The following is a 25,999-nucleotide window of genomic DNA, read 5'->3' as shown; positions in this document are numbered from 1 at the left end:
TATAGCTATTAGCCACTAATTTAGCTAGCACCGCTGGATCCACCGAGCCTTTAAAAATCAACGCTCTGTGGATCCAAGCGGCGTAAGCGTCAACGAGCCGTGATTTTCCAGGCGCGGTGGATCTTGGTATTGCGGGCGAAATCCGGATCAATGGTCTGCGCACTGATTTCCTCGACCGCGTAACGCTCGGCGAGATTCTCCTCCAACTGGAACTTGCGGAAGTTGTTGGAGAAATACAGCACACCACCCGGTGCCAGCCGCGCCATTGCCAGGTCGATCAACTGCACCTGGTCGCGCTGCACATCAAAGATGCCTTCCATGCGCTTGGAATTGGAGAACGTCGGCGGGTCGATGAAGATCAAGTCGTACTCGTCGCGGCTGCTTTCCAGCCACGCCATGACGTCGCCCTGCTCCAGACGGTTCTTGTCCGAGAAACCGTTCAGCGACAGGTTGCGCCGCGCCCAGTCCAGATAGGTTTTCGACAGGTCGACGCTGGTGGTGCTGCGCGCGCCGCCCTTGGCCGCGTGCACGCTGGCGGTCGCGGTGTAGCAGAACAGATTGAGGAAGCGCTTGCCGGCCGCCTCTTTCTGGATACGCATGCGCATCGGACGGTGATCGAGGAACAGGCCGGTGTCGAGATAGTCGGTGAGGTTGACCAGCAACTTCACGCCACCCTCATTGACCTCGACGAACTTGCCCTGCGCAGCCTGACGCTCGTACTGCTTGGTGCCGCTCTGCCGCTCGCGGCGCTTGACGACGACACGGTTCTTGTCGACATTCAACGCCTGTGGGATTGCCGCCAAGGCGTCGAACATACGCGCCGAAGCCTTTTCCGGGTCGATGGATTTCGGCGCGGCGTATTCCTGAACGTGCACCCAGTCGTGGTACAGGTCGATGGCCATCGCGTATTCCGGCATGTCGGCATCGTAGACGCGGTAGCAATCGATACCTTCACGCTTGACCCACTTGCCCATCGCCTTGAGATTTTTCTGCAAGCGATTGGCAAACATCTGCCCTCCTTCGCTCAGGCGCGGTTGTTCGATCACTGGCGCCGGTGCTGGCGTCGGTTTGATCGGGTTGCCGTTCTTGTTGAACTTGCGCTCTTGCGGCTCGTCCGGAGTCTGATCGTAAGCCGCTTGCTCGCGCTCGGCCTGACGCTGTTCCGGAGTGCGACGTTCGCCAGTGACGAACTGATCGGGCAGAACCTTGATCAGCAGCAGTTTGCACGGCAGCGCGCCGTTCCAGAACGAATACTGTTTGTGGCTGCGGATACCCATGCGCTTGCCCAGATCCGGCGCGCCGGTGAACACCGCCGCTTCCCAGTTCAGGCAGGCCTGACGCAGACGCTCGCCCAGATTCTGGTAGAGATACAGCAGGCTCGCTTCGTCACCGAGACGCTCGCCATACGGCGGGTTACAGATCACCAGGCCTTTCTGGTTCTGATCCGGGCGCGGCTCGAAGGTCGCCACTTCGCCCTGATAGATCTTGATCCACTCGCTGAGGCCGGCACGTTCAACGTTGTTGCGGCCTGGCTGAATCAGACGTGGGTCAGCTTCATAACCACGAATCCACAGCGGTGGCTTGGCCAGACCGGCGGCGGCACGTTCAACGGCTTCTTCATGGAGTTTTTTCCACAGCGCCGGCACGTGACCGAGCCACGCGGTAAAGCCCCATTGCTCGCGACGCAGGTTCGGCGCCATGTCGGCGGCGATCATCGCCGCTTCAACGAGAAACGTACCGACACCGCACATCGGGTCAGCCAGCGCGCCGCCCTCGGCGGCAATACGCGGCCAGCCGGAACGAATCAGGATGGCGGCGGCGAGGTTTTCCTTCAGCGGCGCCGCGCCCTGCTGCAGGCGGTAGCCGCGCTGGTGCAGGCTGTGGCCGGAGAGGTCGAGGGACAGAATCGCTTCGCCGCGATCCAGACGCAGGTGAATGCGCAGGTCCGGGTTGAGTTTGTCGATGGATGGACGATCGCCCTGCGGCGTGCGCAGTTTGTCGACGATGGCGTCTTTGACTTTCAGCGCGCCGAAGTGGGTGTTGTCGATGCCCGAGCCGTGGCCGCTGAATTCCACGGCCAGGGTGCCGTCGCTGAGCATGTGATCCTGCCAGTCTATGTCGAGCACGCCGTGGTAAAGGTCTTCGGCGTCCTTCATCGGGAAACGCTTGAGCACCAGCAACACGCGGTTGGCCAGACGCGACCAGAGGCACAGGCGATAGGCGGTTTCCATGGTCGCCATGCCACGCACGGCGGAGGTGTGCTCGCGCGCTTCTTCAAGGCCAAGCCCGACGGCTTCCTCGATGAGCAGGCCTTCAAGGCCTTTGGGGCAAGTGAGGAAGAGTTCGAAACGATCGGACATGGTAATTCCAGAGCCTTTGGCTAGTGGGCCGACAACGCATTGCCGACCCGGTTTTCAATCAGGCGCTTTTCTGAAAGAGCGCCCGCGTGGCACGAAGGTGTGCCGTTCCATCCCCGCTGCTCGGGTTAAAAGAGCTTAGATGCCGGGACAGATAAAAAAGTTGGTGCAACAAAAAGACTGAAAGCGACCCTTCGTCGAATATTACCCAAGCGCAAACGTGGGTCATTCTCACTAAAGGATTAACCCCCTGAGTCAGCGGGGCGCCGATCATACCGGGGTTTGCGCATTGAACGTTGAATAAATACGCGGTTACTTATCGCCATAGCATCCTTTCCGTTACGTGCTTATGACAAAACGATCATTCCCTCGATGTGACTCATTGGTTAGAACTGAGCACAGGTTGACGTCGCAACGGCGTCAACACCTTGGCTCGCCACGCCGGCAGCGAGCCGCACGATGGCAGGTTTTTTCTGCCAGACCTCAATTGAGGTCAACGCGACACTACAGTCAACAAGTGAGGGAAACACCCTATGAGAAGACTTAAGCGTGATCCGTTGGAAAGAGCATTTTTGCGCGGATATCAATATGGCGTTGGTGGCAAATCCCGTGAGCTTTGCCCATTTACTCTACCGTCGGTACGTCAAGCCTGGATCAACGGCTGGCGAGAAGGACGCGGCGACAACTGGGACGGTATGACCGGCACTGCGGGAATCCACAGACTCAACGAACTTCACGCCGTCGGCTGACACAGGGCATTTATTCCGACACGACAATCTGAATCTGCATTGAATTAACCACGCACGTCCTTCCCGGACGGCGGGCTACGGCCCAGGGGCTCCTTCGAGGAGCCCTTTTTATTGCCGGTGTGGCTGACACATATCTCGTGTAGGAGCTGCCGAAGGCTGCGATCTTTTGATCTTGTTTTTTTAGAATCAAAAGCAAGATCAAAAGATCGCAGCCTTCGGCAGCTCCTACGGGGACCGGGTTATTTGCGCAACGCAGCGATGGCGTCTACCGATTCACGAATCAGCGCCGGGCCTTTGTAGATGAAGCCCGAATAGATCTGCACCAGGCTTGCACCGGCGGTGATCTTCTCCGCTGCATGTTTGCCTTCGGTAATCCCGCCCGCAGCAATGATCGGCAAACGCCCGGCCAATTCGCGCGCCAGGACCTTCACGGTATTGGTGCTCTTCTCGCGCACCGGCGCGCCGGACAGACCGCCCGCCTCGTCGCCATGCTCCATGCCTTCGACACCGACACGGCTCAGGGTAGTGTTGGTGGCGATGACCGCGTCCATGCCGGTTTCGATCAACGCCTGGGCAACCTGCGCAGTTTCTTCGTCGGTCATGTCCGGCGCGATCTTGATCGCCAGCGGCACATGCTTGCCGTGACGCAACGCCAGTTCGGCGCGGCGTGTGGCCAGATCAGCGAGCAATTGCTTGAGCGAATCACCGAACTGCAGGCTGCGCAGGCCCGGGGTGTTTGGCGAGCTGACATTGACGGTGACGTAGCTGGCGTGGGCGTAAACCTTGTCCAGGCAGATCAGGTAATCGTCGACCGCACGCTCGACCGGGGTGTCGAAGTTCTTGCCGATATTGATGCCCAGCACGCCTTTGTATTTTGCCGCAGCGACCCGCGCCAGCAGGTTATCCACGCCAAGGTTGTTGAAGCCCATGCGGTTGATGATCGCCTCGGCTTCCGGCAGGCGGAAGATCCGTGGTTTCGGGTTGCCCGGCTGCGGACGCGGGGTCACGGTGCCGATTTCGACAAAGCCGAAACCCAGTTGCGCAAAGCCGTCGATGGCCGCGCCGTTCTTGTCCAGACCTGCCGCCAGCCCTACCGGGTTCGGAAACTCCAGCCCCATGACGGTCACCGGCATTTTCGCCGGCGCCTTGCACAGCAAGCCGTTGAGGCCCAAACGTCCACCCGCGCCGATCAGATCCAGCGACAGATCGTGGGAGGTTTCCGGGGAAAGTTTGAACAACAGCTGACGGGCCAGGGTGTACATGGGCGGCAATGACTCGGGCGGCGAAAAGAGGCGGCGATTATAGCCGGGCATCGTCCCCCGGCGCGAGGCGCCTGCGCGAATCAGGCGACTGGCATATGCCTTGCACCGCCCTGCTCATCAGTCTGCCGACCAATGACGGCGCGCAGGCCAGGACAATGGCGTCGTCCCCGGGTTTTGCCTGCGCAGAATCCGGGACGGCGTTTTTTTTGAGGTAGCGTATGAACGAAACGTCCTTGGGGCCTCTGGCCTGGGTCAACGGCAGCGATGCGCCGGAAAAAAGTGCGATCAATCTCGGCTTCATGGCGCTGAGCGACTGCGCCTCGGTGGTGGTCGCCGCCACCCAGGGCTTCGCCCAGCCCTACGGCCTGACCCTGAACCTCAAGCGCCAGGCGTCATGGGCCAACCTGCGCGACAAACTGGTCAGCGGCGAGCTGGATGCCGCGCACAGCCTGTACGGGCTGATTTATGCGGTGCACCTGGGCATCGGCGGCGTCGCCCCGACCGACATGGCGGTGCTGATGGGCCTGAACCAGAATGGCCAGAGCCTGAATCTGTCCCATGGCTTGCAACAGGCTGGCGTGAACAGTCCTGAAGCGCTTGATCGGCATGTGCACCAAAGCCGCGCAAAACTGACCTTCGCCCAGACCTTTCCCACCGGCACTCACGCGATGTGGCTGTATTACTGGCTCGCGAGCCAGGGCATTCATCCGTTGCAGGACGTCGACAGCGTGGTGGTGCCGCCGCCACAAATGGTGGCGCACCTGCAAGCCGGGCGCATCGACGGCTTTTGCGTCGGCGAGCCGTGGGCGGCCAGCGCCGTGCAACAGGATCTCGGCTTCACCTTGGCGACCAGCCAGAGCATCTGGCCCGACCACCCGGAAAAAATCCTCGGCTGCACCCGTGAATTCGTCGAGCAGTATCCCAACACCGCGCGCGCCTTGGTCATGGCCATTCTTGAGGCCAGCCGCTTCATCGAAGAAAGCCCGGAAAACCGCCGCAGCACCGCACAATTGCTCAGCGCTGCGGAATACCTCGACACTCCCGCCGCGTGCATCGAACCGCGCTTTATGGGCGACTACGCCGATGGCCTCGGCAATCGCTGGCAGGATCCGCATGCGCTGCGTTTTCATGGCGAGGGCGAGGTCAATCTTCCCTACCTTTCCGACGGCATGTGGTTCATGACCCAATTCCGTCGCTGGGGTCTGTTGCGCGAGGATCCGGACTATCTGGCCGTCGCCCGTCAGGTTCAACGTCTGGATCTGTACCGCGAGGCAGCGAGTGCTGTCGGTGTCGCGACTTCCTGCGCAGACCTGCGCAGCAGCCAGTTGCTCGACGGCAGGGTCTGGGACGGCAGCGACCCGGCGGGCTATGCACGCAGTTTCAAACTGCATGCCCTGAACGACGCCGCCCCCCTTCTCGCCCAGCGCTGACAGGAGACCGCGAACATGTTGCGCATTCTGCTGATCAACGATACCGCGAAAAAAGTCGGACGCCTGAAAGCGGCGCTGAGCGAGGCCGGCTTCGAAGTGATCGACGAATCCGGCCTGACCATCGACCTGCCGGCGCGCGTCGAAACGGTGCGCCCGGACGTGATCCTGATCGATACCGAGTCACCGAGCCGCGATGTCATGGAGCAAGTGGTGCTGGTCAGCCGCGACCAGCCCCGGCCGATCGTGATGTTCACCGACGAACATGACCCGGGAGTGATGCGTCAGGCGATCAAGTCCGGGGTCAGTGCCTACATCGTCGAGGGCATCCACGCACAGCGGCTGCAGCCGATTCTCGACGTGGCGATGGCGCGCTTCGAGAGTGACCAGGCTTTGCGCGCGCAATTGCAGGCCCGTGACCAGCAACTGGCCGAGCGCAAGCGCATTGAACTGGCCAAGGGTTTGCTGATGAAGATGAAGGACTGCAACGAAGAGGAGGCCTACACCCTGATGCGCCGCCAGGCCATGAGCCGCCAGCAGAAGCTGATTCAAGTGGCGGAGCAGATCATTGCCATGAGTGAGTTGCTGGGCTGATTGAAGATCAAAAGATCGCAGCCTCGTTGCACTCGTCAGCTCCTACAAATGACCGCCCCCTCCTGTAGGAGCTGACGAGTGCAACGAGGCTGCGATCTTTTCAAGCCTTGGCACAAATCTCGCTAAGTAAACCGCACAGGTAACCAACGGCGGTTGCCCCACCTACGACAAAGACGTCGCTCACCCCGTTCGCCCCTCGGCGAATCAGGTAGCGGCGTTTTTGCGTTTTGGCCCCACAGAGCGGGGCCGGTGGTGCGGCCGTGAGGCGCTCCACCTGCTGTGCATGACTCCTTTCGAGACTCTTTTCAGCCGAGGTGCGCGATGAATTCAAGCTTCTGGAAATCCGGCCATACCCCGACCCTGTTCGCGGCCTTTCTGTATTTCGACCTGAGCTTCATGGTCTGGTACCTGCTCGGCCCGCTGGCGGTGCAGATTGCCGCCGACCTGCACCTGACCACCCAGCAACGCGGCCTCGTCGTCGCCACGCCGATTCTCGCCGGCGCGGTGTTGCGCTTCGCCATGGGCATGCTCGCTGATCGCTTGTCGCCGAAGACCGCCGGGCTGATCGGCCAGGTCATCGTCATCTGCGCGTTGTTCGGTGCCTGGAAACTGGGTATTCACAGTTACGAACAGGCGCTGATCCTCGGCCTGTTCCTCGGCATGGCCGGCGCGTCGTTCGCCGTGGCCCTGCCGCTGGCCTCGCAGTGGTACCCGCCAGAACATCAAGGCAAAGCCATGGGCATCGCCGGTGCGGGCAACTCCGGCACCGTATTCGCCGCGCTGCTGGCGCCAGTGATTGCTGCTGCTTTCGGCTGGAGCAATGTTTTCGGTTTCGCCCTGATCCCGCTGGTTCTGACTTTGGTGCTGTTCGCCCTGTTGGCAAAAAACGCCCCGCAGCGGCCGAAAGCGAAAGCCATGGCCGACTACTTCAAGGCCCTCGGTGATCGCGACAGTTGGTGGTTCATGTTTTTCTACAGCGTCACCTTCGGCGGCTTCATCGGCCTGGCCAGCGCCCTGCCCGGTTACTTCAACGATCAATACGGTCTGAGCCCGGTGACAGCCGGCTACTACACCGCTGCCTGCGTGTTCGGCGGTAGCCTGATGCGGCCATTGGGTGGCGCGCTGGCCGATCGCTTCGGCGGCATCCGCACCTTGCTGGCGATGTACACCGTGGCTGCCATCTGCATCGCTGCCGTCGGCTTCAATCTGCCAAGTTCCTACGCGGCGCTGGCGCTTTTCGTCTGCACCATGCTCGGCTTGGGCGCAGGCAATGGTGCGGTTTTCCAACTGGTGCCGCAGCGTTTTCGTCTGGAGATCGGCGTGATGACCGGACTGATCGGCATGGCCGGCGGTATCGGTGGCTTCGCCCTCGCGGCCGGCATGGGCGCGATCAAGCAAAGCACCGGCAGTTATCAACTGGCGCTGTGGTTGTTCGCCAGCCTCGGTGTGCTGGCATGGTTTGGCCTGCACGGCGTCAAGCGTCGCTGGAGAACCACCTGGGGTTCGGCGGCGGTGACAGCGGCGCGGGTCTGAGGCCTCAATGGCTCTGCAACTGAGGTTCGCCGAAGCCAGCGCTACCGGCCCGCGCGCGGAGAATCAGGACGCCCTGCGCTCGGTGACACCGGCGCCGGCACTGGCGGTGAGCAAGGGTTATCTGTTCGCCATCGCCGACGGCGTCAGCCAGTGCGCCGATGGCGGCCTCGCCGCGCGTTCGACCTTGCAGGCGCTGGCGCTGGACTACTACGCGACGCCGGAAACCTGGAGCGTGGCCCAGGCGCTGGATCGCCTGCTGCTCGCGCAAAATCGCTGGCTGCAGGCCAACGGCGGCGGGCAACCGCTGCTGACCACGGTCAGCGCGCTGGTGATGCGCGGTCGACGCTTCACCCTCGCCCACGTCGGCGATTGCCGGGTCTATCGCTGGCACGCCGAGCGCTTGCAGCGCATCAGCGAGGATCACGTCTGGGAGCAACCGGGCATGCAACACGTGCTCAAACGTGCGCTCGGGCTCGATCAGCATCTGGTCCTGGATTTCCTCGACGGCGAACTACGTGAGGGCGAAAGCTTCGTGCTGCTCAGCGACGGCGTCTGGTCGACTTTGGGCGATACCGCGATCGCGGCAATTCTGCGCGATCAAGCGGATCTGCCCAGCGCCGCGCAAACCTTGGTCAACGCCGCGCATCTGGCCGGCAGTCAGGACAACGCCAGTGCCCTGCTGGTGCGCGTGGATGCGCTGGGCGAATCGAGCATCGGCGATGCGCTGGTGCAACTACAGCAATGGCCACTGCCGCCAACGCTGAAAGCCGGGCAAGCGTTCGAAGGCTGGCAAGTGCAGTGCATCGTCGGCCAGAGCCAGCAATCGCTGCTGTATCGCGTGCTCGATGGTCAGGGCCAGCCTTGGTTGTTGAAGACCTTGCCGGCGCGGCTGGCCGACGACCCGCAGGCCGGGCAAGCGCTGCTGTCGGAAGAATGGTTTCTCAAGCGCGTGGCCGGCCGGCATTTTCCGCAAATCCATGCCTGCACTCAGCGTCAGCATTTGTATTACGTCATGCGCGAATATGCCGGGACGACGCTGGCCGAAGGGTTGCAACACAGCGGCCCATTGCCATTGGCGCAGTGGCAGGACATCGCCGAGCGGCTGTTGCGCGCGGTCGGGCTGCTGCATCGGCGGCAGATTCTGCATCGCGACATCAAACCGGAAAATCTGCTGCTGGGTGATGACGGCGAGCTGCGTCTGCTGGATTTCGGTCTGGCTTACTGCCCGGGACTGTCGGAGGACGCGCCGTCGACCTTGCCGGGAACACCTAGCTTCATTGCGCCAGAAGCTTTTCGCGGGGAATCGCCGAGCGCCCAACAGGATTTGTATTCGGTGGGCGTCACCCTGTATTTGCTCCTCACCGGGCATTTTCCCTATGGCGAAATCGAAGCGTTCCAGCGTCCCCGATTTGGCGTGCCGGTGAACGCCAGTCGCTATCGCCCGGACCTGCCGGAATGGCTGGCGCAAAGTCTGGAACGCGGCGTCGCAGCCGACCCGCAACACCGCTTTGAGACGGCAGAAGAATGGTTGCTGGTGCTGGAACAGGGTGAGCGGCAAAGTTTGAGTGTGCGGCCCCGGCCTTTACTGGAGCGGGAGCCGTTGAAGGTCTGGCGGACCATGGCGTTGGCGGCGCTGCTGGGGAATGTCGTGCTGCTGGTTTTGTTGTTTCATGGCTGAGATTGAGTTGCACCATGCGCGAGCAGGCTCGCTCCCACAGGGGATTTGTGTCGTTCGCAGACACCTTGTGGGAGCGAGCCTGCTCGCGAAGGCATTCGGTGTCACCCCGCATAACTCCAAGAATTAACGCGCCACGAACGAGCAACACGCCTCGATTCGGTGCAAAAAACCTCCTGTCACACCCCGAACACCCAATAAAACCGCGTCCACCCAAGTTGGCACAACCACTGCATTACCCTTTTCACCATACATAAAGCCCAACCTTCAACGACGAAGGCTGCGCTTCCCGAGAGAACGGGACCAGGACAAAGGCGTCCTCGCTAGGCAACTAGCGGGACGCCTTTTTTTGTTTGCGCAAAATTTGTCGAGCAAGGCCCGACGGCCCACCAGAGGCCAGCCGCAGCTCCCGGAGAACCTGATGAAAAAACTCAAACTGGTGATGATCGGCAATGGCATGGCCGGGGTGCGTACCCTTGAGGAACTGCTCAAGCTGAGCGACGAGCTCTACGACATCACCGTCTTCGGCGCCGAACCGCACACCAACTACAACCGCATCCTGCTGTCGCCGGTGCTGGCCGGTGAGCAGACTTTCGAAGAAATCGTCCTCAACGACCTCGACTGGTACCTGGAAAACAACATCAAGTTGCTGCTCAACCGCAAAGTGGTGGAGATCGACCGGGTCAAACGCCGAGTGATTGCCGAGGACGGTACCGAAGCCGAGTACGACCGCCTGCTGATCGCCACCGGCTCGACCCCGTTCATCCTGCCAATCCCCGGCAACACTTTGCAGGGAGTGATCGGCTATCGCGACATCGCCGACACCCAAGCCATGATCGACACCGCCAGGACCCACAAGCACGCCGTGGTCATCGGTGGCGGTCTGCTCGGCCTCGAAGCGGCCAATGGCCTGATGCTGCGCGGCATGCACGTCACCGTGGTGCATCTGGGTGAGTGGCTGCTGGAGCGGCAACTGGACAAGACCAGCGGCCAGTTGCTGCAATCGGCGCTGGAATCCCGTGGCCTGCACTTTCGCCTGTGCGAACAGACCCAAGCCCTGCACGACGCCGGCAATGGCCGGGTCGGCTCGGTGCAGTTCAAGAACGGCGACATCATCCCTGCCGACCTAGTGGTGATGGCCGCCGGCATCCGCCCTAACACCGAACTGGCGGAAAAGGCCGGCATCCCGTGCAATCGCGGGATTCTGGTCAACGACACCCTGCAAACCTACGATCCGCGCATCTACGCGATCGGCGAATGCGCCAGCCATCGCGGCATCGCCTACGGTCTGGTTGCGCCGCTGTTCGAACAAGCCAAGGTCTGCGCCAATCACCTCGCGCAACTGGGTTTCGCTCGCTATCAAGGCTCGGTGACTTCGACCAAATTGAAAGTCACCGGCATCGACCTGTTCTCCGCCGGCGACTTCATGGGCGGCGAAGGCACCGAAACCATCACCCTCTCCGACCCGATCGGCGGTGTGTACAAGAAACTGGTGATCAAGGATGACGTGCTGGTTGGCGCCTGTCTGTACGGCGATACGGCAGATGGCGGTTGGTATTTCCGGCAGATTCGTGAGAATCACGCCATCGGCGAGATCCGCGATCACCTCATGTTCGGCGAAAACGCCTTAGGCGACGTAGGACATCAGGGCCAGGACAAAGCCATGGTCATGGCCGACAGCGCCGAAGTCTGCGGCTGCAACGGCGTGTGCAAGGGTACCATCGTCAAGGCGATTCAGGAACACGGCCTGTTCAGCGTCGACGAAGTGAAGAAACACACCAAAGCGGCCAGTTCCTGCGGTTCCTGCGCCGGTCTGGTCGAGCAGATCCTCATCAATACCGTGGGTGGCGCGGCCGACGTCAAACCGAAAAGCGAAAAAGCCATCTGCGGTTGCAGCGACCTCAACCACGGGCAGATTCGCCAGGCGATCCGCCAGGAACACCTGCTGACCATCGCCGAGACCATGAGCTACCTCAACTGGCGCACACCCAATGGCTGCGCGACCTGCCGCCCGGCGCTCAACTACTACCTGATTTCCACTTGGCCCGGCGAGGCCAAGGATGACCCGCAATCGCGTCTGATCAACGAACGCGCCCACGCCAATATCCAGAAGGACGGCACCTACTCGGTAGTACCGCGCATGTGGGGCGGCGTAACCAACCCGTCGGAACTGCGGCGGATCGCCGATGTGGCCGACAAGTACAACGTGCCGATGGTCAAGGTCACCGGTGGTCAGCGCATCGACTTGCTGGGGATCAGGAAGCAGGACCTGCCCGGCGTCTGGAAAGACCTCGACATGCCGTCCGGCCACGCCTACGGCAAATCCATCCGCACGGTGAAAACCTGTGTCGGCAGCGAGTTCTGCCGCTTCGGCACACAGAATTCGACGCAACTGGGCATCGAACTCGAGCACGACCTGTTCAACATGTGGTCGCCGCACAAGGTCAAGCTGGCCGTGTCCGGTTGCCCACGCAACTGCTCGGAAGCGGGCATCAAGGACGTGGGAATCATCGGCGTCGACTCCGGCTGGGAGATGTACATCGGTGGCAACGGCGGGATCAAGACCGAAGTCGCCGAGTTCTTCGTCAAACTGAAAACTGCCGAGGAAGTCCGCGAATACAACGGCGCGTTCCTGCAGCTCTACCGCGAAGAAGCCTTCTACCTCGAACGCACCGTGCATTACCTGCAACGGGTCGGCATGGAGCACATCAAGAAGAACGTGCTCGAAGACGCCGAGCGGCGCAAGGCCTTGAACGAGCGCCTGCAATTCTCCCTGTCGTTCGAACAGGACCCATGGAAAGAACGTCTGGCGCAGCCGCAACTGAAGAAAGAATTCGACGTGATCCCCGTGAAAAATCTGGAGGTGCCGGCATGAATTGGCTGGATATCTGTGCGCTGGAAGAAATCAACGCCCTCGGTTCGCGGATCATTGCCGGGCCGAAAGGTGACATCGCGATTTTTCGTACAAGCGACGACGAGGTTTTCGCCCTCGATGACCGTTGCCCGCACAAGGGCGGGCCGCTGTCGCAAGGCCTGATCTACGGCAAGCGCGTGGCCTGCCCGCTGCACAACTGGCAGATCGACCTCGAAACCGGCGAAGCTCAGGCGCCGGACATCGGCTGTGCGCACCATCATCCGGCGCGGGTCGAGAATGGCCGGGTGCAACTGGCCCTGCGGGACGCCATCTGATGAACCGCCAGACGACCGCCTCGACCTGCTGTTACTGCGGGGTCGGCTGCGGCGTACTGATCGAGCATGACGGCGAGCGCATCCTCGGCGTCAGCGGCGATCCGGCGCACCCGGCCAACTTCGGCAAACTATGCAGCAAAGGCTCGACCCTGCACCTGACCGGCGACCTCGCCGCCCGCGCCTTGTACCCGGAACTGCGTCTGGGCAAAGGCCTGGCGCGCGGCCGCACTGACTGGGATACAGCGCTGGAACACGCCGCCAACGTGTTTGCCGAGACCATCGCCGAACACGGCCCGGACAGCGTCGCGTTCTACATCTCCGGGCAGTTGCTCACCGAGGACTACTACGCTTTCAACAAACTGGCGCGGGCGCTGGTCGGCACCAACAACATCGACAGCAATTCGCGGCTGTGCATGTCCTCAGCGGTGGTCGGCTACAAGCGCAGCCTCGGTGCCGACGCACCGCCGTGCAGTTACGAAGACCTGGAGCTGAGCGACTGCGTGATGATCGTCGGCAGTAATATGGCCTACGCCCATCCGGTACTTTTCCGTCGACTTGAAGAAGCCAAATCTCGTCGTCCGCAGATGAAAGTCATCGTTATCGACCCGCGTCGCACCGACACCTGCGATTTGGCCGACCTGCATCTGGCGATTCTTCCCGGCACCGATGTCGCCTTGTTCCATGGAATTTTGCACCTGCTGCTGTGGGAAGACTGGGTCGATCGCGATTTCATCAAGGCGCACACCGAAGGCCTCGCCGAACTCAAAACCCTGGTACGCGATTACACCCCGCAGATGGTTTCGCAACTGTGCGGCATCAGCATCGAACAACTGCAGCAATGCGCAGAATGGGTCGGCACGGCGCCGAGCTTCCTGTCGCTGTGGTGCATGGGCCTGAATCAATCCACCGCCGGCAGCGCAAAGAACAGCGCGCTGATCAATCTGCACCTGGCCACCGGGCAAATTGGCCGTCCCGGTGCAGGACCTTTCTCACTTACCGGTCAGCCGAACGCCATGGGCGGGCGGGAAACCGGCAGTCTGTCCAATCTGCTGCCCGGTCACCGCGATGCCGGCAATGCGGAACATCGCGCCGAGGTGGCGGCGCACTGGGGCGTGGAGAGCTTGCCCGAGGCGCCGGGCCTGAGCGCCATCGAACTGTTCGAAAACCTGCGCAGCGGCAAGATCAAAGCGCTGTGGATCGCCTGTACCAACCCTGCGCAATCGATGCCAGACCAGAGCGCAGTCCGCGCAGCGCTTGAGGCCTGCCCTTTTGTGGTATTGCAGGAAGCTTTTCGCACCACCGAAACCGCTGTATTTGCCGACCTGCTGTTGCCGGCCGCCAGTTGGGGCGAGAAGGAAGGTTCGGCGACCAACTCCGAGCGGCGCATTTCCCACGTGCGCAAAGCGGTTGTCGCACCGGGCGAAGCGCGGCCGGACTGGGCCATCACGGTGGATTTCGCACAGCGTCTGGAGAAACGTCTGCGCCCCAAACAGCCAAGCCTGTTCGCTTTCGATCAACCTTCGCAGTTGTTTGATGAATTCAAAGCGCTGACCCGTGGGCGAGATCTGGACTTGTCCGGTATCAGCCATGCCTTGATCGACGAGATCGGCCCGCAGCAATGGCCCTTCCCTACCGGCGCCCGGCAAGGCACGCCACGCTTGTACGGCGACGGCATTTTTCCTACAGCCAATGGCCGCGCGCAGTTCATTGCCGATCCGTATCGCGCCGCCAAGGAACAACGCGACGCGCGCTTCCCGCTGACCTTGATCACCGGTCGCCTGCGTGATCAGTGGCACGGCATGAGCCGCACCGGCACCGCCGCGCAATTGTTCGGCCACGTCAGCGAAGCCGTGCTGAGCCTGCACCCTGACGAAATGCGTCGGCAGCGCTTGCAGCCCGGCGATCTGGTCAATCTGAAAAGCCGCCGTGGTGCCCTGATTGTTGCGGTCGGCAGCGACGACAGCGTGCGTCCGGGCCAGGCGTTTCTGCCGATGCACTGGGGCGATCGCTATCTCAAGGGCGGCGTTAACACGCTGACCTTGCCGGCGTTTGATCCGCTGTCCAGGCAACCGGAGCTCAAGCACAGCGGCGTGCGTCTGGAAGCAGTCAACCTGCCGTGGCAGCTGTTCGCCTTGATCGAGGGTGATGTTCAACGGCATTTCGAGACGCTACGACCGCTATGCGAGGCATTTTCCTACGTCAGCCTCAGCCTCGTCGGTCGTGAGCGGCCAGCGTTGCTGATACGCGCTGCACACGCCGAGGCGCCGGATCCACAGCTGCTGGGTGAGATCGACCTGTGCCTGTCACTGCTGGATGGCCCGGTTCTGGCCTACGACGATCCGCGTCGCGCCATTGGCAAGCGGGTGCGCATCGAAAACGGCCGTATCACCGCGATTCGCCTGGCCGGCGAAACCCTTGCGCAACACTGGTTGCAGAGCCTGTGGCTCGAGGGCCGCGCCGACCAACAACTGCGGCGCTGGCTGCTCGCGCCGATGAGCGCGCCGCCGGGCGCTGTCGGCGCCATTGCGACCGACAAGACCTTGTGCAATTGCGAAAACGTCAGCCTCAACGCAGTCTGCGCCGGCATTCGCCAGGGCCTGGATCTGCAAGGTCTGAAAAACACTCTCCGCTGCGGCACGCAATGCGGTTCCTGCGTGCCGGAAATCAAGCGTCTGCTGGCTGCCGAAGCGCGGCCGGCCGCGGTCATTTAACGAGGACAACACCATGAATGCGAAAGTCTGGCTGGTGGGCGCAGGCCCTGGCGATCCGGAGTTGCTGACGCTCAAAGCGGTGCGGGCGTTGCGCGAGGCCGATGTGGTGATGATCGATGATCTGGTCAATGACGCAGTGCTGGAGCACTGCCCCGATGCGCGGATCATTCCTGTCGGCAAGCGCGGCGGCTGCCGTTCGACGCCGCAGGCGTTCATTCATCGCCTGATGCTGCGTTATGCGCGCCAGGGCAAATGCGTGGTGCGGCTAAAGGGCGGCGATCCGTGCATTTTCGGGCGCGGAGGCGAAGAAGCGCAGTGGTTGCGCGAGCGTGGCGTTGAGGTGGAATTGGTCAATGGCATCACCGCCGGGCTCGCCGGGGCGACGCAATGCGATATTCCGCTGACGTTGCGTGGCGTCGCGCGCGGGGTGACGTTGGTGACTGCGCACACTCAGGATGACAGTCAGCTGAACTGGCAGGCGTTGGCGCAAGGCGGGACGACGCTGGTGATCTACATGGGCGTGGCAAAACTGAGCGAGATTCGTGATCAGCTGTTGGCTGGAGGGATGGCGGCGGATACGCCAGTGGCAATGATCGAAAACGCCTCTTTGGCGCATCAGCGTGAGTGTCGCAGTGATTTGAGCGGGATGGCTGAGGATGCATCCGCGTTTGAGTTGAAAAGCCCGGCGATTCTGGTGATTGGTGCGGTGGCGGCTGTTGTTGAAGAGCAAAAGATCGCAGCCTTCGGCAGCTCCTGCACGGCGTAAGGCCTGCAAGCGCTTTAAGCACCGTAGCCAAATCGCAGACAAAGAAAAGCCCGGCCTGAGCCGGGCTTTTCCATCAGCGGCAGCTAATTACTTAGCTTGAGCTTCAACCTGCGCTTCTACGCGACGGTTTACAGCACGGCCAGCGTCAGTTTTGTTGTCAGCAACTGGGCGGGATTCGCCGTAGCCAACAGACTGAACGCGGGACGATTCAACACCGTACTGGTTGGTCAGAACTTGCTTAACGGCGTTTGCACGACGCTCGGACAGTTTCTGGTTGTAAGCGTCAGGACCGACGGAGTCAGTGTGACCTTCAACAGTAGTGGTGGTGGATGGGTACTGCTTCATGAAGTCAGCCAGGTTTTTGATGTCGCCGTAGCTGTTTGGCTTGACTACCGACTTGTCGAAGTCGAATTTCACGTCCAGCTCAACACGAACAACTTCAGCAACTGCTGGGCAGCCATCAGCGTCAACGGTTACGTTGGCTGGGGTGTCCGGGCACTTGTCAACGTTGTCGCAAACGCCATCGTTGTCGCTGTCGGAGCAGACTTCAGCAGGTGCTGGAACTGGAGCAGCAGCTGGCTTGGAGCCGCCACCGAAGTTCACACCGATACCGACGCTAGGAGCCCACTCGGTGTCGCCCTGGTCGATGTTGTACTGAGCTTCAACGCCGGCACGGGCGTAGAAGTTCTCGGTGAAGTACAGCTTGGCACCGCCGCCAACGTTGGCGAAGGTGGAACGGTTACGACCGTTCGAACCGTTCTGGTCGATGCTCTGGTCAGAGAAACCGGCCGAAACGTATGGACGAATCATGTCGCCTGGGTTGTTGAAGTGGTACAGAGCGTCCAGAGCGGTGTTAGCGCCTTTGACGTTCTTGCCATCGTCGGCACGTACGTTGTGCACTTCGTCGTAGCCCAGACGCAGTTCAACGTCGTCGGTCAGGAAGTAACCGATCGAACCGCCGAACAGGTTGCCGTTGTTCTTGAAGTTACGAGCGCTGTCGAATTGTTCTTTCTTAGCGAAGCCTTCGATTTCAACTGCGCCTTGGCCTTGTGCCAGAGCGCCGAACGAAGTGGCGGCAATCAGAGAACCAATGGCCAAGCCCAAGGTGTTTTTCAGTTTCATCCGTTAAATCCCCATCTGGTGATTGTGAAGCAGTCCCGCAAACCGGGGGACAACTCGGCGGCAAGTCTATCAGAACTTGCCTACACGTAAGAGATATTTGCGCTGAACTAAGTTTCAGCAATGCCTGCAAATTTCTCACGCAATTTATCTAGAGCGCGTTTGTAACGCATTTTTGTCGCACTCAAACCCATGTGCATGATGTCTGCGATCTCCTGAAACTCCAGCTCTGCGACAAATCGTAGCACCAGAATTTCGCGGTCAATCGGATTCACATACACCAGCCAGCGATCAAGCCCACCCTTCTCCTCCGGCTTCGGCGCCTTTTCTTCAGACGCTTCTTCAAGAGGGTCCAGACTGAGAGCGTCCATCAAGCGACGCTTACGCCGTTCCTTCCGATACTGCGTGATGCATTCGTTGTAAGTGATGCTGTAAAGCCAGGTTTTGAACTTCGATTTCCCCTCGAAGTTCTTCAGGCCGTACAGCACCTTCAGCATCACTTCCTGACAGACATCGTCTGCGTCGCGATCGTTCCCAAGATATCTCGCGCAGACGTTAAATAATGTTCGCTGGTAACGCCGCATCAACTCTTCGTAGGCGCGCGTTACGTGAAACAGCTCGGTATGCGAGCGCGCGACCAACTCCTCATCAGAGAGCTCGCGGGGGTCGTAGCGCGTGGATAGCGGTTGGGCTTTATTCAAAACAAGTCGTGCCGACAGTCAGGTCAATGTCCGCCACAACCAGCCTCGGCTGGCATTTTGCGGCGGCATACATTAGCAGGGTTTGCCGGTTTAGCGGCTACTCACATGCTGTTCCAGCAGGATCCGATTGGAGAGTGAGACTAGCTCACCCTCATCGGTCAGCAATGTGGTTTTAACCGTGCCGATCTCTTCGATCTGGCCTTCGACCTCGCCAACACGCACTTGTTGCCCAACCTCATACAGCTCACGCACATAGATTCCCGCAAGAATCTGACCGGCAATTTCCCGGCTTCCCAAACCCATGGCCAGCGCAACTGCCAGACCAACGGTAATCAATACGATGACAATCACATGGTTCAGCAGGTCGGTCTTGACCTCGAGCTGGCTGATCGCAACCGAGATGCTGATGATGATCACCAGCCCTTGGGCGATCCGCCCCAACCCGGAAGCGTAGTCCAGGCCTACGCCTTCTGCCGCTCCGCGCACCAGCCCGTTGGCCAATTGCGCCAGCAAGACACCGACCAGCAACACCAGCGCGGCACCGAATACTTTCGGCAGATACAACGCCAGCATGTCCAGCGTAGCTGAAACTCGCTCAAGGCCAAGGGATTCTGCTGCAGAAACCAGAAAAATCAGCAGAACGAACCAGTAGACGATTTTACCGATCAGCGTCGAGATCGGTACCTGCAGCCCGGCGCGCGACATCAACTTGGTCAACCCGGTGCCGCCCATCAGGCGATCGAGGCCCAGTTTGGCCAGCAGTTTGGAGAGCAAGGTGTCGAGCAGTTTGGCCACGACGAAACCCAACAGCAGCACAACCAGTGCGCCGAACAGGTTCGGAATGAAATTAGCGACTTTGGTCCACAACGCAGTCATTGCAGTGACGAGGCTCTGAGTCCAGAGATCAAGTTCCATATTCAATCAGCCTTATCAGCAGTGCGAGCAGTGGTTTTACGAAGACGGGAAACCGGCGAGACATGCGCCGAGCCATTGTTCAGGGCGATCATCAGCGCGGGCAGCCAGCGGCCCAGCAGGCTGAACAGATCACCGGCGCCAACCTGGCGGTTGGCGGTTTTGAGTACGCGGCCAAGACACGCATCGTCGTCGCGGCTGGACGGCGAAGCGTTGAGCATGTCGCGCAAAGACTGTTCAAACGGATCGTGCATACGCACCTCTCGTGATGTCTGTGAAAGACGCGGGCAGATTTGCTTGGGTCACATGCGCCATGTTCACACCCAGCGCAATCGACGGAACAACCACCACTGGCCGAACGCCAGGGCGAGCACGGTCAGGCAGGCAATCAGGAACCCATACGGGCTTTCGGCGAACGGAATCCCACCGACATTGATGCCCAGCAGACCAGTGATGAAACTCATCGGCAAAAAGATGCAGGTAATGATGCCGAAGCGGTACATGGTGCGATTCATGTGCACGCTCAAACGCCGGTCTTCGGCCTCCAGCACAAGCCCGACGCGCTCTCGGGTCAATTCGAGCTCTTCCAGATAACGGGTCAGGCTGTTGTTCAATTCGTTCCAGTAGTCGGCGTCGTCTTCGACGAACCACGGCAGTTTTATCCGCGTCAGTTGTCCGAAAATGTCCCGCTGCGGCGCAAGAAAACGCTTCAGCCCTGCGGCTCGACGGCGGATGTGCAAAATGGCCCCGTGCTCGGGTGTATACCGTTCGTCGGCATCGAGTTTCTCTTCCTCTTCATCGACCACTTCCGACAGGCATGTGACCAGATCCTGCACTTTATTGGTGAGGAACTGCGCCAGATACAGCATCAATTCGGAGGACGTTCTTGGTCCTTTGCCCTCGCCGAGCAGCGTCATCAGCTCATCAGTGGCGCGCAACGGACGCAAGCGCAGGGAAATCACTCGCTGAGCCGAGGCGAAAATCCGCACCGAGACCATGTCTTCCGGCTCGGCCCCGGGGTTGAGATTGACCCCGCGCAAAAACAACAGCAGCTCGGAGTCGGGCAACGGCAACAGACGCGGCCGGGTGTTCTCTTCCAGCAGCAGGTCACAGGTGAATTCGTTGAGCCCGCTGGATTTACGCAGCCAGGTCTGGGTCTGCGGATGGCTGCGGTCCCAGTGCAGCCACAGGCTTTCATGGGCCTGCAGCTGCAATTGGTCGAGTTCAGTCCGGACTATCGAACGCGCGCCGCCCTTGCCGTCCAGCACCAGGGCATGCACCAGCCCCCATTGCGCGTTTTCTTCCTCGAACATCCGCATCCCTTGTCGAAAAGCTTATTCAGGCATTTTCAGCGGAGTCGGCGAAACGATCACGCCGTTGTTGTCCGCATAAATGTACTGGCCCGGGTGAAACGTCACGCCGGCGAAAGTCACCGCAACATTGAGGTCGCCAATGCCGCGCTTGTCGGTTTTCATCGGATGGCTGGCAAGCGCCTGCACGCCGAGATCGGTCTGCGCAATGACGTCAACGTCGCGGATGCACCCGTAGATCACCAGCCCCTCCCAACCGTTCTGCGCGGCCTTGGCGGCGATCATGTCGCCCAGCAGGGCGCGACGCAGCGAACCGCCACCATCGACGACCAGCACTTTGCCTTTGCCGTTGAGTTCGGCCTGTTCCTTGACCAGCGAGTTGTCTTCGAAGCACTTGATGGTCACGATTTCGCCGCCGAAGGAATCACGGCCGCCGAAATTGCTGAACATCGGTTCCAGCACCTGCACCAGCTCCGGGTAGGCGTCGCACAGATCAGGCGTAAGGTAATGTTCCATCGAAAAACTCCTGTAACAAGGAAGACGATCAAGGGATGCCGCATTCTGATGAGACGAGTTCCGGCGGTCGCTGTTTACCTTAGTCCATGCCATGGTCGCTGACGCAACCTGAACAAACCCTGAAACGTAATCGCTAAACAGTCACGAAATATGACCAGAACCGCACAATGCGTCATATCTTAGCCGCAAGCCAGGCTGAACGGAACGCCCCTCAGCCTGCAGCGGCCAGATCCGCCGTCTGCGCCAGCAATGGCGTCTGCTGATCGTCCAACCAGCGCGCCACCAGCGGCCACACCTCCGCCTGCGCTGCTTTGCTCACCAACATTTCGACATGACCGAAATTATCCGAGAAGCCTTGCTCGCGGCCGAGGTTGATGAACTGCTTGTGCTCGGAGCCGATCTGCTCGAACAGCTTGCGGCAGGCCCATGCCGGGTCCTGGTGATCGCCCGCTGCCGTCACGGCCAACACCGGCACCTGCACCTCGGCAAGCCCGGCCCACCAGTCCTTGTCCTTGTCGCCGAAGCGGCCGAACAAGCCGTACCAGCGCATGCTTTCGATGGCCAGGCCAATCGGCTCGTCTTCCGGGCCGCGCTTGAGGCGTGAGCCGGACAATTGCGCGAAACGCTTGAGAATAAAGCGCCCGCCCCACTCCACCGGTGGGATTTTCAACGGCCAGTAAGTGCGACTGACCTGAGTGCCGAAAAACGCCGCCGAGGCCACGGCCGGTTCGCCGAGGTATTGGCCGCCGAGCGCCGCCGCCAAGGTGATTCCCCCCAACGAGTGGCCGATCCAGTGCGGGATCTGTCCGCTTTGCTCACGCACGAACGCGGCAATCGCCGGCAGATCGTAACGGGCGTAATCGGCGACGCGGTTGCGCCGGTAGTCCTCATTGCGCTGGGACAGGCCGTGACCGCGCATTTCCGGAATCCACACGTCGAAGCCCAGCCGCGTCAGATACGCGCCGAGCCCGAGGCCTTTGGGAGAAAACCAGAAGCGCCGATTGGAAAAGCTGCCGTGCAGCAGAATCACCGGCACGCCGCGTGGCGCCGTGTCATCGGCCATGCCCAGGCGGGTGACAGCGATTTCCACGGACCAGTCCGGGCTGTTGCCGGGTTTCAATCGATAGACGTCTTCGCTCAGATCGCCGCGCCGCTCGGCGCTGATCAGTGCGACAGGAAACAGGTTGCTGCTGCTTTGCATAATGCTCTTGCACAAAAAAGGGCGGCATCCGATGGAGCCCGCCCTACTTCAATCTCAAGGCCCGGCCCATGTGGGAGCGAGCCTGCTCGCGAAAGCGGAGTGTCAGCGAACATCCATGGCGGATGTTGCTCCGTCTTCGCGAGCAGGCTCGCTCCCACAGGGTCAGGCCATCGTTCACATGTTGATCAAGCCTGCGCCTGGCCTTCGGCGAGGAAGAACCAGGTTTCCAGCACGGTGTCCGGGTTCAGCGACACGCTTTCGATGCCCTGTTCCATCAGCCACTTGGCCAGATCCGGGTGGTCCGAAGGACCCTGACCGCAGATACCGATGTACTTGCCAGCCTTGTTGCACGCCTGAATGGCGTTGGCCAACAGCTTCTTCACCGCCGGATTACGCTCGTCAAACAGGTGCGCGATGATCCCCGAGTCGCGGTCCAGACCCAGCGTCAGTTGGGTCAGGTCGTTGGAGCCGATCGAGAAACCGTCGAAAAATTCGAGGAATTCCTCAGCCAGAATCGCGTTGGATGGCAGTTCGCACATCATGATCACGCGCAGACCGTTCTCGCCGCGCTTCAAGCCGTTTTCGGCGAGCAGATCGACCACTTGGCTGGCTTCGCCAAGAGTACGGACGAACGGCACCATGATTTCGACGTTGGTCAGGCCCATCTCGTTGCGCACGCGTTTCAGCGCGCGGCATTCGAGTTCGAAGCAGTCGCGGAACGATTCGCTGATGTAACGCGAAGCACCACGGAAGCCCAGCATCGGGTTTTCTTCTTCCGGCTCGTAGAGCTTGCCGCCGATCAGGTTGGCGTATTCGTTGGACTTGAAGTCCGACAAACGCACGATGACTTTCTTCGGTGTAAACGCTGCAGCCAGGGTGCTGATGCCTTCCACCAGTTTGTCGACGTAGAAGTCGACCGGGTCGCTGTAACCGGCAATACGCTTGTCGACGCTGTCTTTGATGTCCTGCGGCAGACCGTCGTAGTTCAACAGCGCTTTCGGGTGCACGCCGATCATGCGGTTGATGATGAATTCCAGACGCGCCAGACCGACGCCGGCGTTCGGCAACTGGGCGAAGTCGAAGGCGCGATCCGGGTTGCCGACGTTCATCATGATCTTGAACGGCAGCTCCGGCATGGCGTCGACGGAGTTCTTCTTGATGTCGAAGCCCAGTTCGCCTTCGAAGATGTAACCGGTGTCGCCTTCGGCGCAGGATACGGTCACGCCCTGGCCATCCTTCAGCAGCTGGGTGGCGTTGCCGCACCCGACGACTGCCGGAATGCCCAGCTCGCGGGCGATGATCGCCGCGTGGCAGGTACGCCCGCCACGGTTGGTGACAATGGCGCTGGCGCGCTTCATGACCGGTTCCCAGTCCGGGTCGGTCATGTCGGATACCAGCACGTCCCCCGGCTGGACTTTGTCCATTTCCGAGACGTCTTTGATGATCCGTACTTTACCGGCGCCGATGCGCTGGCCGATTGCGCGACCTTCCACCAGCACGGTGCCGGTTTCTTTCAGCAGGTAACGTTCCATGACGTTGGCCTGGGTGCGGCTTTTCACGGTTTCCGGACGCGCCTGGACGATGTACAGCTTGCCGTCGTCACCGTCTTTGGCCCACTCGATGTCCATCGGGCAGCCGTAGTGTTTTTCGATGATCATCGCCTGCTTGGCCAGTTCGCTGACTTCGGCGTCGGTCAGGCAGAAACGCGCGCGTTCGGCTTTGTCGACATCGACGGTCTTGACCGAACGACCAGCCTTGGCCTCGTCGCCGTAGATCATCTTGATGGCTTTGCTGCCCAGGTTGCGCCGCAGGATCGCCGGACGACCGGCCTCCAGCGTGCCTTTGTGTACGTAGAACTCATCCGGGTTGACCGCGCCTTGTACGACGGTTTCGCCCAGGCCATAAGCGCCGGTGATGAACACCACGTCACGGAAACCCGATTCGGTATCGAGGGTGAACATCACGCCGGCGGTGCCGGTTTCGGAACGCACCATGCGCTGCACGCCAGCCGACAGGGCGACCAGTTTGTGGTCGAAGCCCTGGTGCACGCGGTAGGAAATTGCACGGTCGTTGAACAGCGAAGCGAACACCTCTTTGGCGGCGCGGATTACGTTTTCCACACCACGGATGTTCAGGAAGGTTTCCTGCTGACCGGCGAAGGATGCGTCCGGCAGGTCTTCGGCGGTGGCGGAAGAGCGCACGGCCACAGCCACATCAGGATTGCCCGCCGACAGCGCGGCGAACGCGGTGCGGATCTCGGTGTTGAGCTTTTCCGGGAATTCGGCGTCCATGATCCATTGGCGGATCTGCGCGCCGGTCTTGGCCAGGGCATTGACGTCGTCGACGTCGAGCGCGTCGAGGGCCTTGTGGATCTGCTCGTTCAGGCCGCTCAGTTCGAGGAAGTCACGATAGGCCTGAGCCGTCGTGGCGAAGCCGCCGGGGACCGAAACACCGGCGCCTGCCAGGTTACTGATCATCTCGCCCAGGGATGCGTTCTTGCCCCCCACATGCTCAACATCGTGTTTGCCGAGCTTATCGAGGGAAACTACGTACTCTACCAAGGTGATCTCTCCACTAACTGTGTTGGAAAAGCTCAGAAACCGGCGGCCCGGGGGAGCCTTGGCCGGTTGTATGGCCTGGACCTGGAAAATAAGTGAGAATGCGGGCCAATGGCGGCCGGCAAATCGCGCCTATCATATCCAGAAATGCTCATCAGCTTAAGGCCCAAGGTGCAAATGAAACGATCTGCTTTCTTCATCTCCGATGGCACCGGCATTACCGCCGAAACCCTGGGTCAAAGCCTGCTGGCGCAGTTCGAAAACATTACCTTCAGCAAATTCACGCGGCCTTACATCGACAGCGTGGAAAAAGCGCGGGCCATGGTACAACAAATCAACAAAGCCGCTGAAACCGACGGCTTTCGCCCGATCATCTTCGACACCATCGTCAATCAGGACATCCGTGAGATTCTCGCAACGTCCAATGGTTTCATGATCGACATTTTCTCGACCTTCCTCGCGCCGCTCGAACAGGAGCTCACCGAGCATTCTTCCTACACCGTCGGCAAATCCCATTCCATCGGGCACAACTCCAATTACATGGAGCGCATCGAGGCAGTGAACTTCGCCCTCGACAACGATGACGGCGCACGCACCCACTATTACGACAAAGCCGATCTGATACTAGTGGGCGTGTCGCGATGCGGCAAAACGCCGACGTGTCTGTACATGGCCATGCAGTTCGGTATCCGCGCGGCCAACTATCCGCTGACCGAAGACGACATGGAACGCCTGACCCTGCCCACCGCCCTGCGCGCCCATCAGCACAAGCTGTTCGGGCTGACCATCGACCCGGATCGCCTGACCGCGATCCGCAACGAGCGCAAGCCCAACAGCCGCTATTCGAGCTACGCCCAGTGCGAATTCGAAGTGCGCGAAGTGGAAAACCTGTTCCGCCGCGAGAACATCCCGCACATCAATTCCACGCATTTTTCCGTGGAAGAGATTTCGGCGAAGATTCTGGTGGAAAAAGGCGTCGAGCGGCGGTTCAAGTAGTTTTGCGGTGCCTGAACTGACGCCTTCGCGGGCAAGCCCGCTCCCACAGGGTTTGGTGGTGGATACAACATTGCAATCAGCCTGAAAAACCTGTGGGAGCGGGCTTACCCACGCGAAGGTGGTGGCACATTCAGCATCAATGGTCTCTGACACACCGCTATCGCGAGCAGGCTCGCTCCCACAGGGTTTTGTGGTGGATACAACATTGCAATGAGCCTGAAAAACCTGTGGGAGCGGGCTTGCCCGCGAAGGTGATGGCACATTCAGCATCAATGGTGTCTGACACACCGCTATCGCGAGCAGGCTCGCTCCCACAGGGTTTGGTGGTGGATACAACATTGCAATCAGCCTGAAAAACCTGTGGGAGCGGGCTTGCCCGCGAAGGTGATGGCACATTCAGCATCAATGGTGTCTGACACACCG

General features: G+C 60.5%; 20 protein-coding genes. 10 read left to right on the top strand and 10 right to left on the bottom strand.

What is annotated here, in order from left to right; genetic code table 11:
• Positions 1–89: 89 nt before the first annotated feature.
• Entirely contained in the window at positions 90–2,360 is a 2,271-nt protein-coding gene (gene rlmKL, locus AC4IHP_RS21365) for a bifunctional 23S rRNA (guanine(2069)-N(7))-methyltransferase RlmK/23S rRNA (guanine(2445)-N(2))-methyltransferase RlmL (protein ID WP_039763005.1), read from the bottom strand.
• 530 nt (positions 2,361–2,890) lie between these two features.
• Between rlmKL and rmf the strand changes: the two genes are divergently transcribed.
• Positions 2,891–3,106: a ribosome modulation factor gene (gene rmf / locus AC4IHP_RS21360; RefSeq protein ID WP_003223300.1), complete on the top strand. Its 216-nt coding sequence runs from the start codon at positions 2,891–2,893 to the stop codon at positions 3,104–3,106.
• 239 nt (positions 3,107–3,345) lie between these two features.
• Here the strand turns inward: rmf and AC4IHP_RS21355 are convergent, their stop codons facing one another.
• Entirely contained in the window at positions 3,346–4,368 is a 1,023-nt protein-coding gene (locus AC4IHP_RS21355) for a quinone-dependent dihydroorotate dehydrogenase (RefSeq protein ID WP_490832681.1), read from the bottom strand.
• Positions 4,369–4,586: 218 nt separating this feature from the next.
• Here AC4IHP_RS21355 and AC4IHP_RS21350 point away from each other — a divergent pair, with 218 nt between their 5' ends.
• The 8 genes from AC4IHP_RS21350 (at position 4,587) to cobA (ending at position 16,263) form a co-directional block, all read left to right on the top strand.
• Positions 4,587–5,798, top strand: a complete 1,212-nt coding sequence (locus tag AC4IHP_RS21350; protein WP_490832680.1) for a CmpA/NrtA family ABC transporter substrate-binding protein — start codon at positions 4,587–4,589, stop codon at positions 5,796–5,798.
• A gap of 15 nt (positions 5,799–5,813) precedes the next feature.
• Complete coding sequence (locus AC4IHP_RS21345; RefSeq protein ID WP_460117785.1) at positions 5,814–6,389, top strand: ANTAR domain-containing response regulator; 576 nt, start codon at positions 5,814–5,816, stop codon at positions 6,387–6,389.
• Between the two features lie 321 nt (positions 6,390–6,710).
• Positions 6,711–7,922, top strand: a complete 1,212-nt coding sequence (locus AC4IHP_RS21340; protein ID WP_490817408.1) for a nitrate/nitrite transporter — start codon at positions 6,711–6,713, stop codon at positions 7,920–7,922.
• Between the two features lie 7 nt (positions 7,923–7,929).
• A complete protein-coding gene (locus AC4IHP_RS21335; RefSeq protein WP_490832679.1) occupies positions 7,930–9,600 on the top strand; it encodes a bifunctional protein-serine/threonine kinase/phosphatase in 1,671 nt (556 codons plus the stop codon).
• Positions 9,601–10,018: 418 nt separating this feature from the next.
• Entirely contained in the window at positions 10,019–12,472 is a 2,454-nt protein-coding gene (gene nirB / locus AC4IHP_RS21330) for a nitrite reductase large subunit NirB (RefSeq protein WP_490832678.1), read from the top strand.
• A complete protein-coding gene (gene nirD / locus AC4IHP_RS21325) occupies positions 12,469–12,786 on the top strand; it encodes a nitrite reductase small subunit NirD (protein WP_016773836.1) in 318 nt (105 codons plus the stop codon). Before nirB ends, nirD begins: the two co-directional genes overlap by 4 nt.
• Positions 12,786–15,497, top strand: coding sequence for a nitrate reductase (locus AC4IHP_RS21320; protein ID WP_490832677.1), 2,712 nt, complete (start codon positions 12,786–12,788; stop codon positions 15,495–15,497). The genes nirD and AC4IHP_RS21320 overlap by 1 nt, the downstream gene beginning before the upstream one ends.
• A gap of 13 nt (positions 15,498–15,510) precedes the next feature.
• Positions 15,511–16,263 carry a uroporphyrinogen-III C-methyltransferase gene (gene cobA, locus AC4IHP_RS21315; RefSeq protein WP_490832676.1) on the top strand — a complete coding sequence of 251 codons (753 nt, stop codon included), beginning with the start codon at positions 15,511–15,513 and terminating at the stop codon, positions 16,261–16,263.
• 87 nt (positions 16,264–16,350) lie between these two features.
• Here cobA and AC4IHP_RS21310 read toward each other — a convergent pair whose 3' ends face one another.
• From AC4IHP_RS21310 to ppsA, 8 genes are all read right to left on the bottom strand, one after another.
• Positions 16,351–17,385, bottom strand: coding sequence for an OmpA family protein (locus tag AC4IHP_RS21310; protein ID WP_016773833.1), 1,035 nt, complete (start codon positions 17,383–17,385; stop codon positions 16,351–16,353).
• Between the two features lie 107 nt (positions 17,386–17,492).
• Positions 17,493–18,083, bottom strand: coding sequence for an RNA polymerase sigma factor SigX (sigX, locus tag AC4IHP_RS21305; protein WP_016773832.1), 591 nt, complete (start codon positions 18,081–18,083; stop codon positions 17,493–17,495).
• Between the two features lie 90 nt (positions 18,084–18,173).
• Positions 18,174–18,998, bottom strand: coding sequence for a mechanosensitive ion channel family protein (locus tag AC4IHP_RS21300; RefSeq protein WP_016773831.1), 825 nt, complete (start codon positions 18,996–18,998; stop codon positions 18,174–18,176).
• Positions 18,999–19,000: 2 nt separating this feature from the next.
• A complete protein-coding gene (locus AC4IHP_RS21295; protein ID WP_003223293.1) occupies positions 19,001–19,249 on the bottom strand; it encodes a hypothetical protein in 249 nt (82 codons plus the stop codon).
• Positions 19,250–19,312: 63 nt separating this feature from the next.
• Positions 19,313–20,308: a zinc transporter ZntB gene (locus AC4IHP_RS21290; RefSeq protein ID WP_460117774.1), complete on the bottom strand. Its 996-nt coding sequence runs from the start codon at positions 20,306–20,308 to the stop codon at positions 19,313–19,315.
• Between the two features lie 21 nt (positions 20,309–20,329).
• Positions 20,330–20,821: a ribonuclease E activity regulator RraA gene (gene rraA, locus AC4IHP_RS21285; protein ID WP_460117772.1), complete on the bottom strand. Its 492-nt coding sequence runs from the start codon at positions 20,819–20,821 to the stop codon at positions 20,330–20,332.
• Positions 20,822–21,032: 211 nt separating this feature from the next.
• Positions 21,033–22,022, bottom strand: a complete 990-nt coding sequence (locus AC4IHP_RS21280; protein ID WP_460117770.1) for an alpha/beta fold hydrolase — start codon at positions 22,020–22,022, stop codon at positions 21,033–21,035.
• Between the two features lie 185 nt (positions 22,023–22,207).
• Positions 22,208–24,583, bottom strand: coding sequence for a phosphoenolpyruvate synthase (ppsA, locus tag AC4IHP_RS21275; protein WP_042608450.1), 2,376 nt, complete (start codon positions 24,581–24,583; stop codon positions 22,208–22,210).
• Positions 24,584–24,757: 174 nt separating this feature from the next.
• Between ppsA and ppsR the strand changes: the two genes are divergently transcribed.
• Positions 24,758–25,576: a posphoenolpyruvate synthetase regulatory kinase/phosphorylase PpsR gene (ppsR, locus tag AC4IHP_RS21270; RefSeq protein ID WP_016773826.1), complete on the top strand. Its 819-nt coding sequence runs from the start codon at positions 24,758–24,760 to the stop codon at positions 25,574–25,576.
• The last annotated feature ends 423 nt before the right edge of the window (positions 25,577–25,999 follow it).

The organism is Pseudomonas sp. UF-293 (assembly GCF_058245595.1).
The sequence above is the reverse complement of the archived record's forward strand: the minus strand, read 5'-3'. Positions and strand labels throughout refer to the sequence as shown.

What these genes read in the sequence shown, in the direction of transcription:
- AC4IHP_RS21345 (WP_460117785.1), top strand. Translation starts at nt 5,814, where the DNA reads ATGTTGCGCATTCTGCTGATCAACGATACCGCGAAAAAAGTCGGACGC.
- nirD (WP_016773836.1), top strand. Translation starts at nt 12,469, where the DNA reads ATGAATTGGCTGGATATCTGTGCGCTGGAAGAAATCAACGCCCTCGGT.
- AC4IHP_RS21280 (WP_460117770.1), bottom strand. Translation starts at nt 22,022, where the DNA reads ATGCAAAGCAGCAGCAACCTGTTTCCTGTCGCACTGATCAGCGCCGAG.
- cobA (WP_490832676.1), top strand. Translation starts at nt 15,511, where the DNA reads ATGAATGCGAAAGTCTGGCTGGTGGGCGCAGGCCCTGGCGATCCGGAG.
- AC4IHP_RS21290 (WP_460117774.1), bottom strand. Translation starts at nt 20,308, where the DNA reads ATGTTCGAGGAAGAAAACGCGCAATGGGGGCTGGTGCATGCCCTGGTG.
- rmf (WP_003223300.1), top strand. Translation starts at nt 2,891, where the DNA reads ATGAGAAGACTTAAGCGTGATCCGTTGGAAAGAGCATTTTTGCGCGGA.
- AC4IHP_RS21295 (WP_003223293.1), bottom strand. Translation starts at nt 19,249, where the DNA reads ATGCACGATCCGTTTGAACAGTCTTTGCGCGACATGCTCAACGCTTCG.
- AC4IHP_RS21355 (WP_490832681.1), bottom strand. Translation starts at nt 4,368, where the DNA reads ATGTACACCCTGGCCCGTCAGCTGTTGTTCAAACTTTCCCCGGAAACC.
- AC4IHP_RS21310 (WP_016773833.1), bottom strand. Translation starts at nt 17,385, where the DNA reads ATGAAACTGAAAAACACCTTGGGCTTGGCCATTGGTTCTCTGATTGCC.
- AC4IHP_RS21320 (WP_490832677.1), top strand. Translation starts at nt 12,786, where the DNA reads ATGAACCGCCAGACGACCGCCTCGACCTGCTGTTACTGCGGGGTCGGC.
- rlmKL (WP_039763005.1), bottom strand. Translation starts at nt 2,360, where the DNA reads ATGTCCGATCGTTTCGAACTCTTCCTCACTTGCCCCAAAGGCCTTGAA.
- ppsR (WP_016773826.1), top strand. Translation starts at nt 24,758, where the DNA reads ATGAAACGATCTGCTTTCTTCATCTCCGATGGCACCGGCATTACCGCC.
- nirB (WP_490832678.1), top strand. Translation starts at nt 10,019, where the DNA reads ATGAAAAAACTCAAACTGGTGATGATCGGCAATGGCATGGCCGGGGTG.
- AC4IHP_RS21300 (WP_016773831.1), bottom strand. Translation starts at nt 18,998, where the DNA reads ATGGAACTTGATCTCTGGACTCAGAGCCTCGTCACTGCAATGACTGCG.
- AC4IHP_RS21335 (WP_490832679.1), top strand. Translation starts at nt 7,930, where the DNA reads ATGGCTCTGCAACTGAGGTTCGCCGAAGCCAGCGCTACCGGCCCGCGC.
- AC4IHP_RS21340 (WP_490817408.1), top strand. Translation starts at nt 6,711, where the DNA reads ATGAATTCAAGCTTCTGGAAATCCGGCCATACCCCGACCCTGTTCGCG.
- rraA (WP_460117772.1), bottom strand. Translation starts at nt 20,821, where the DNA reads ATGGAACATTACCTTACGCCTGATCTGTGCGACGCCTACCCGGAGCTG.
- AC4IHP_RS21350 (WP_490832680.1), top strand. Translation starts at nt 4,587, where the DNA reads ATGAACGAAACGTCCTTGGGGCCTCTGGCCTGGGTCAACGGCAGCGAT.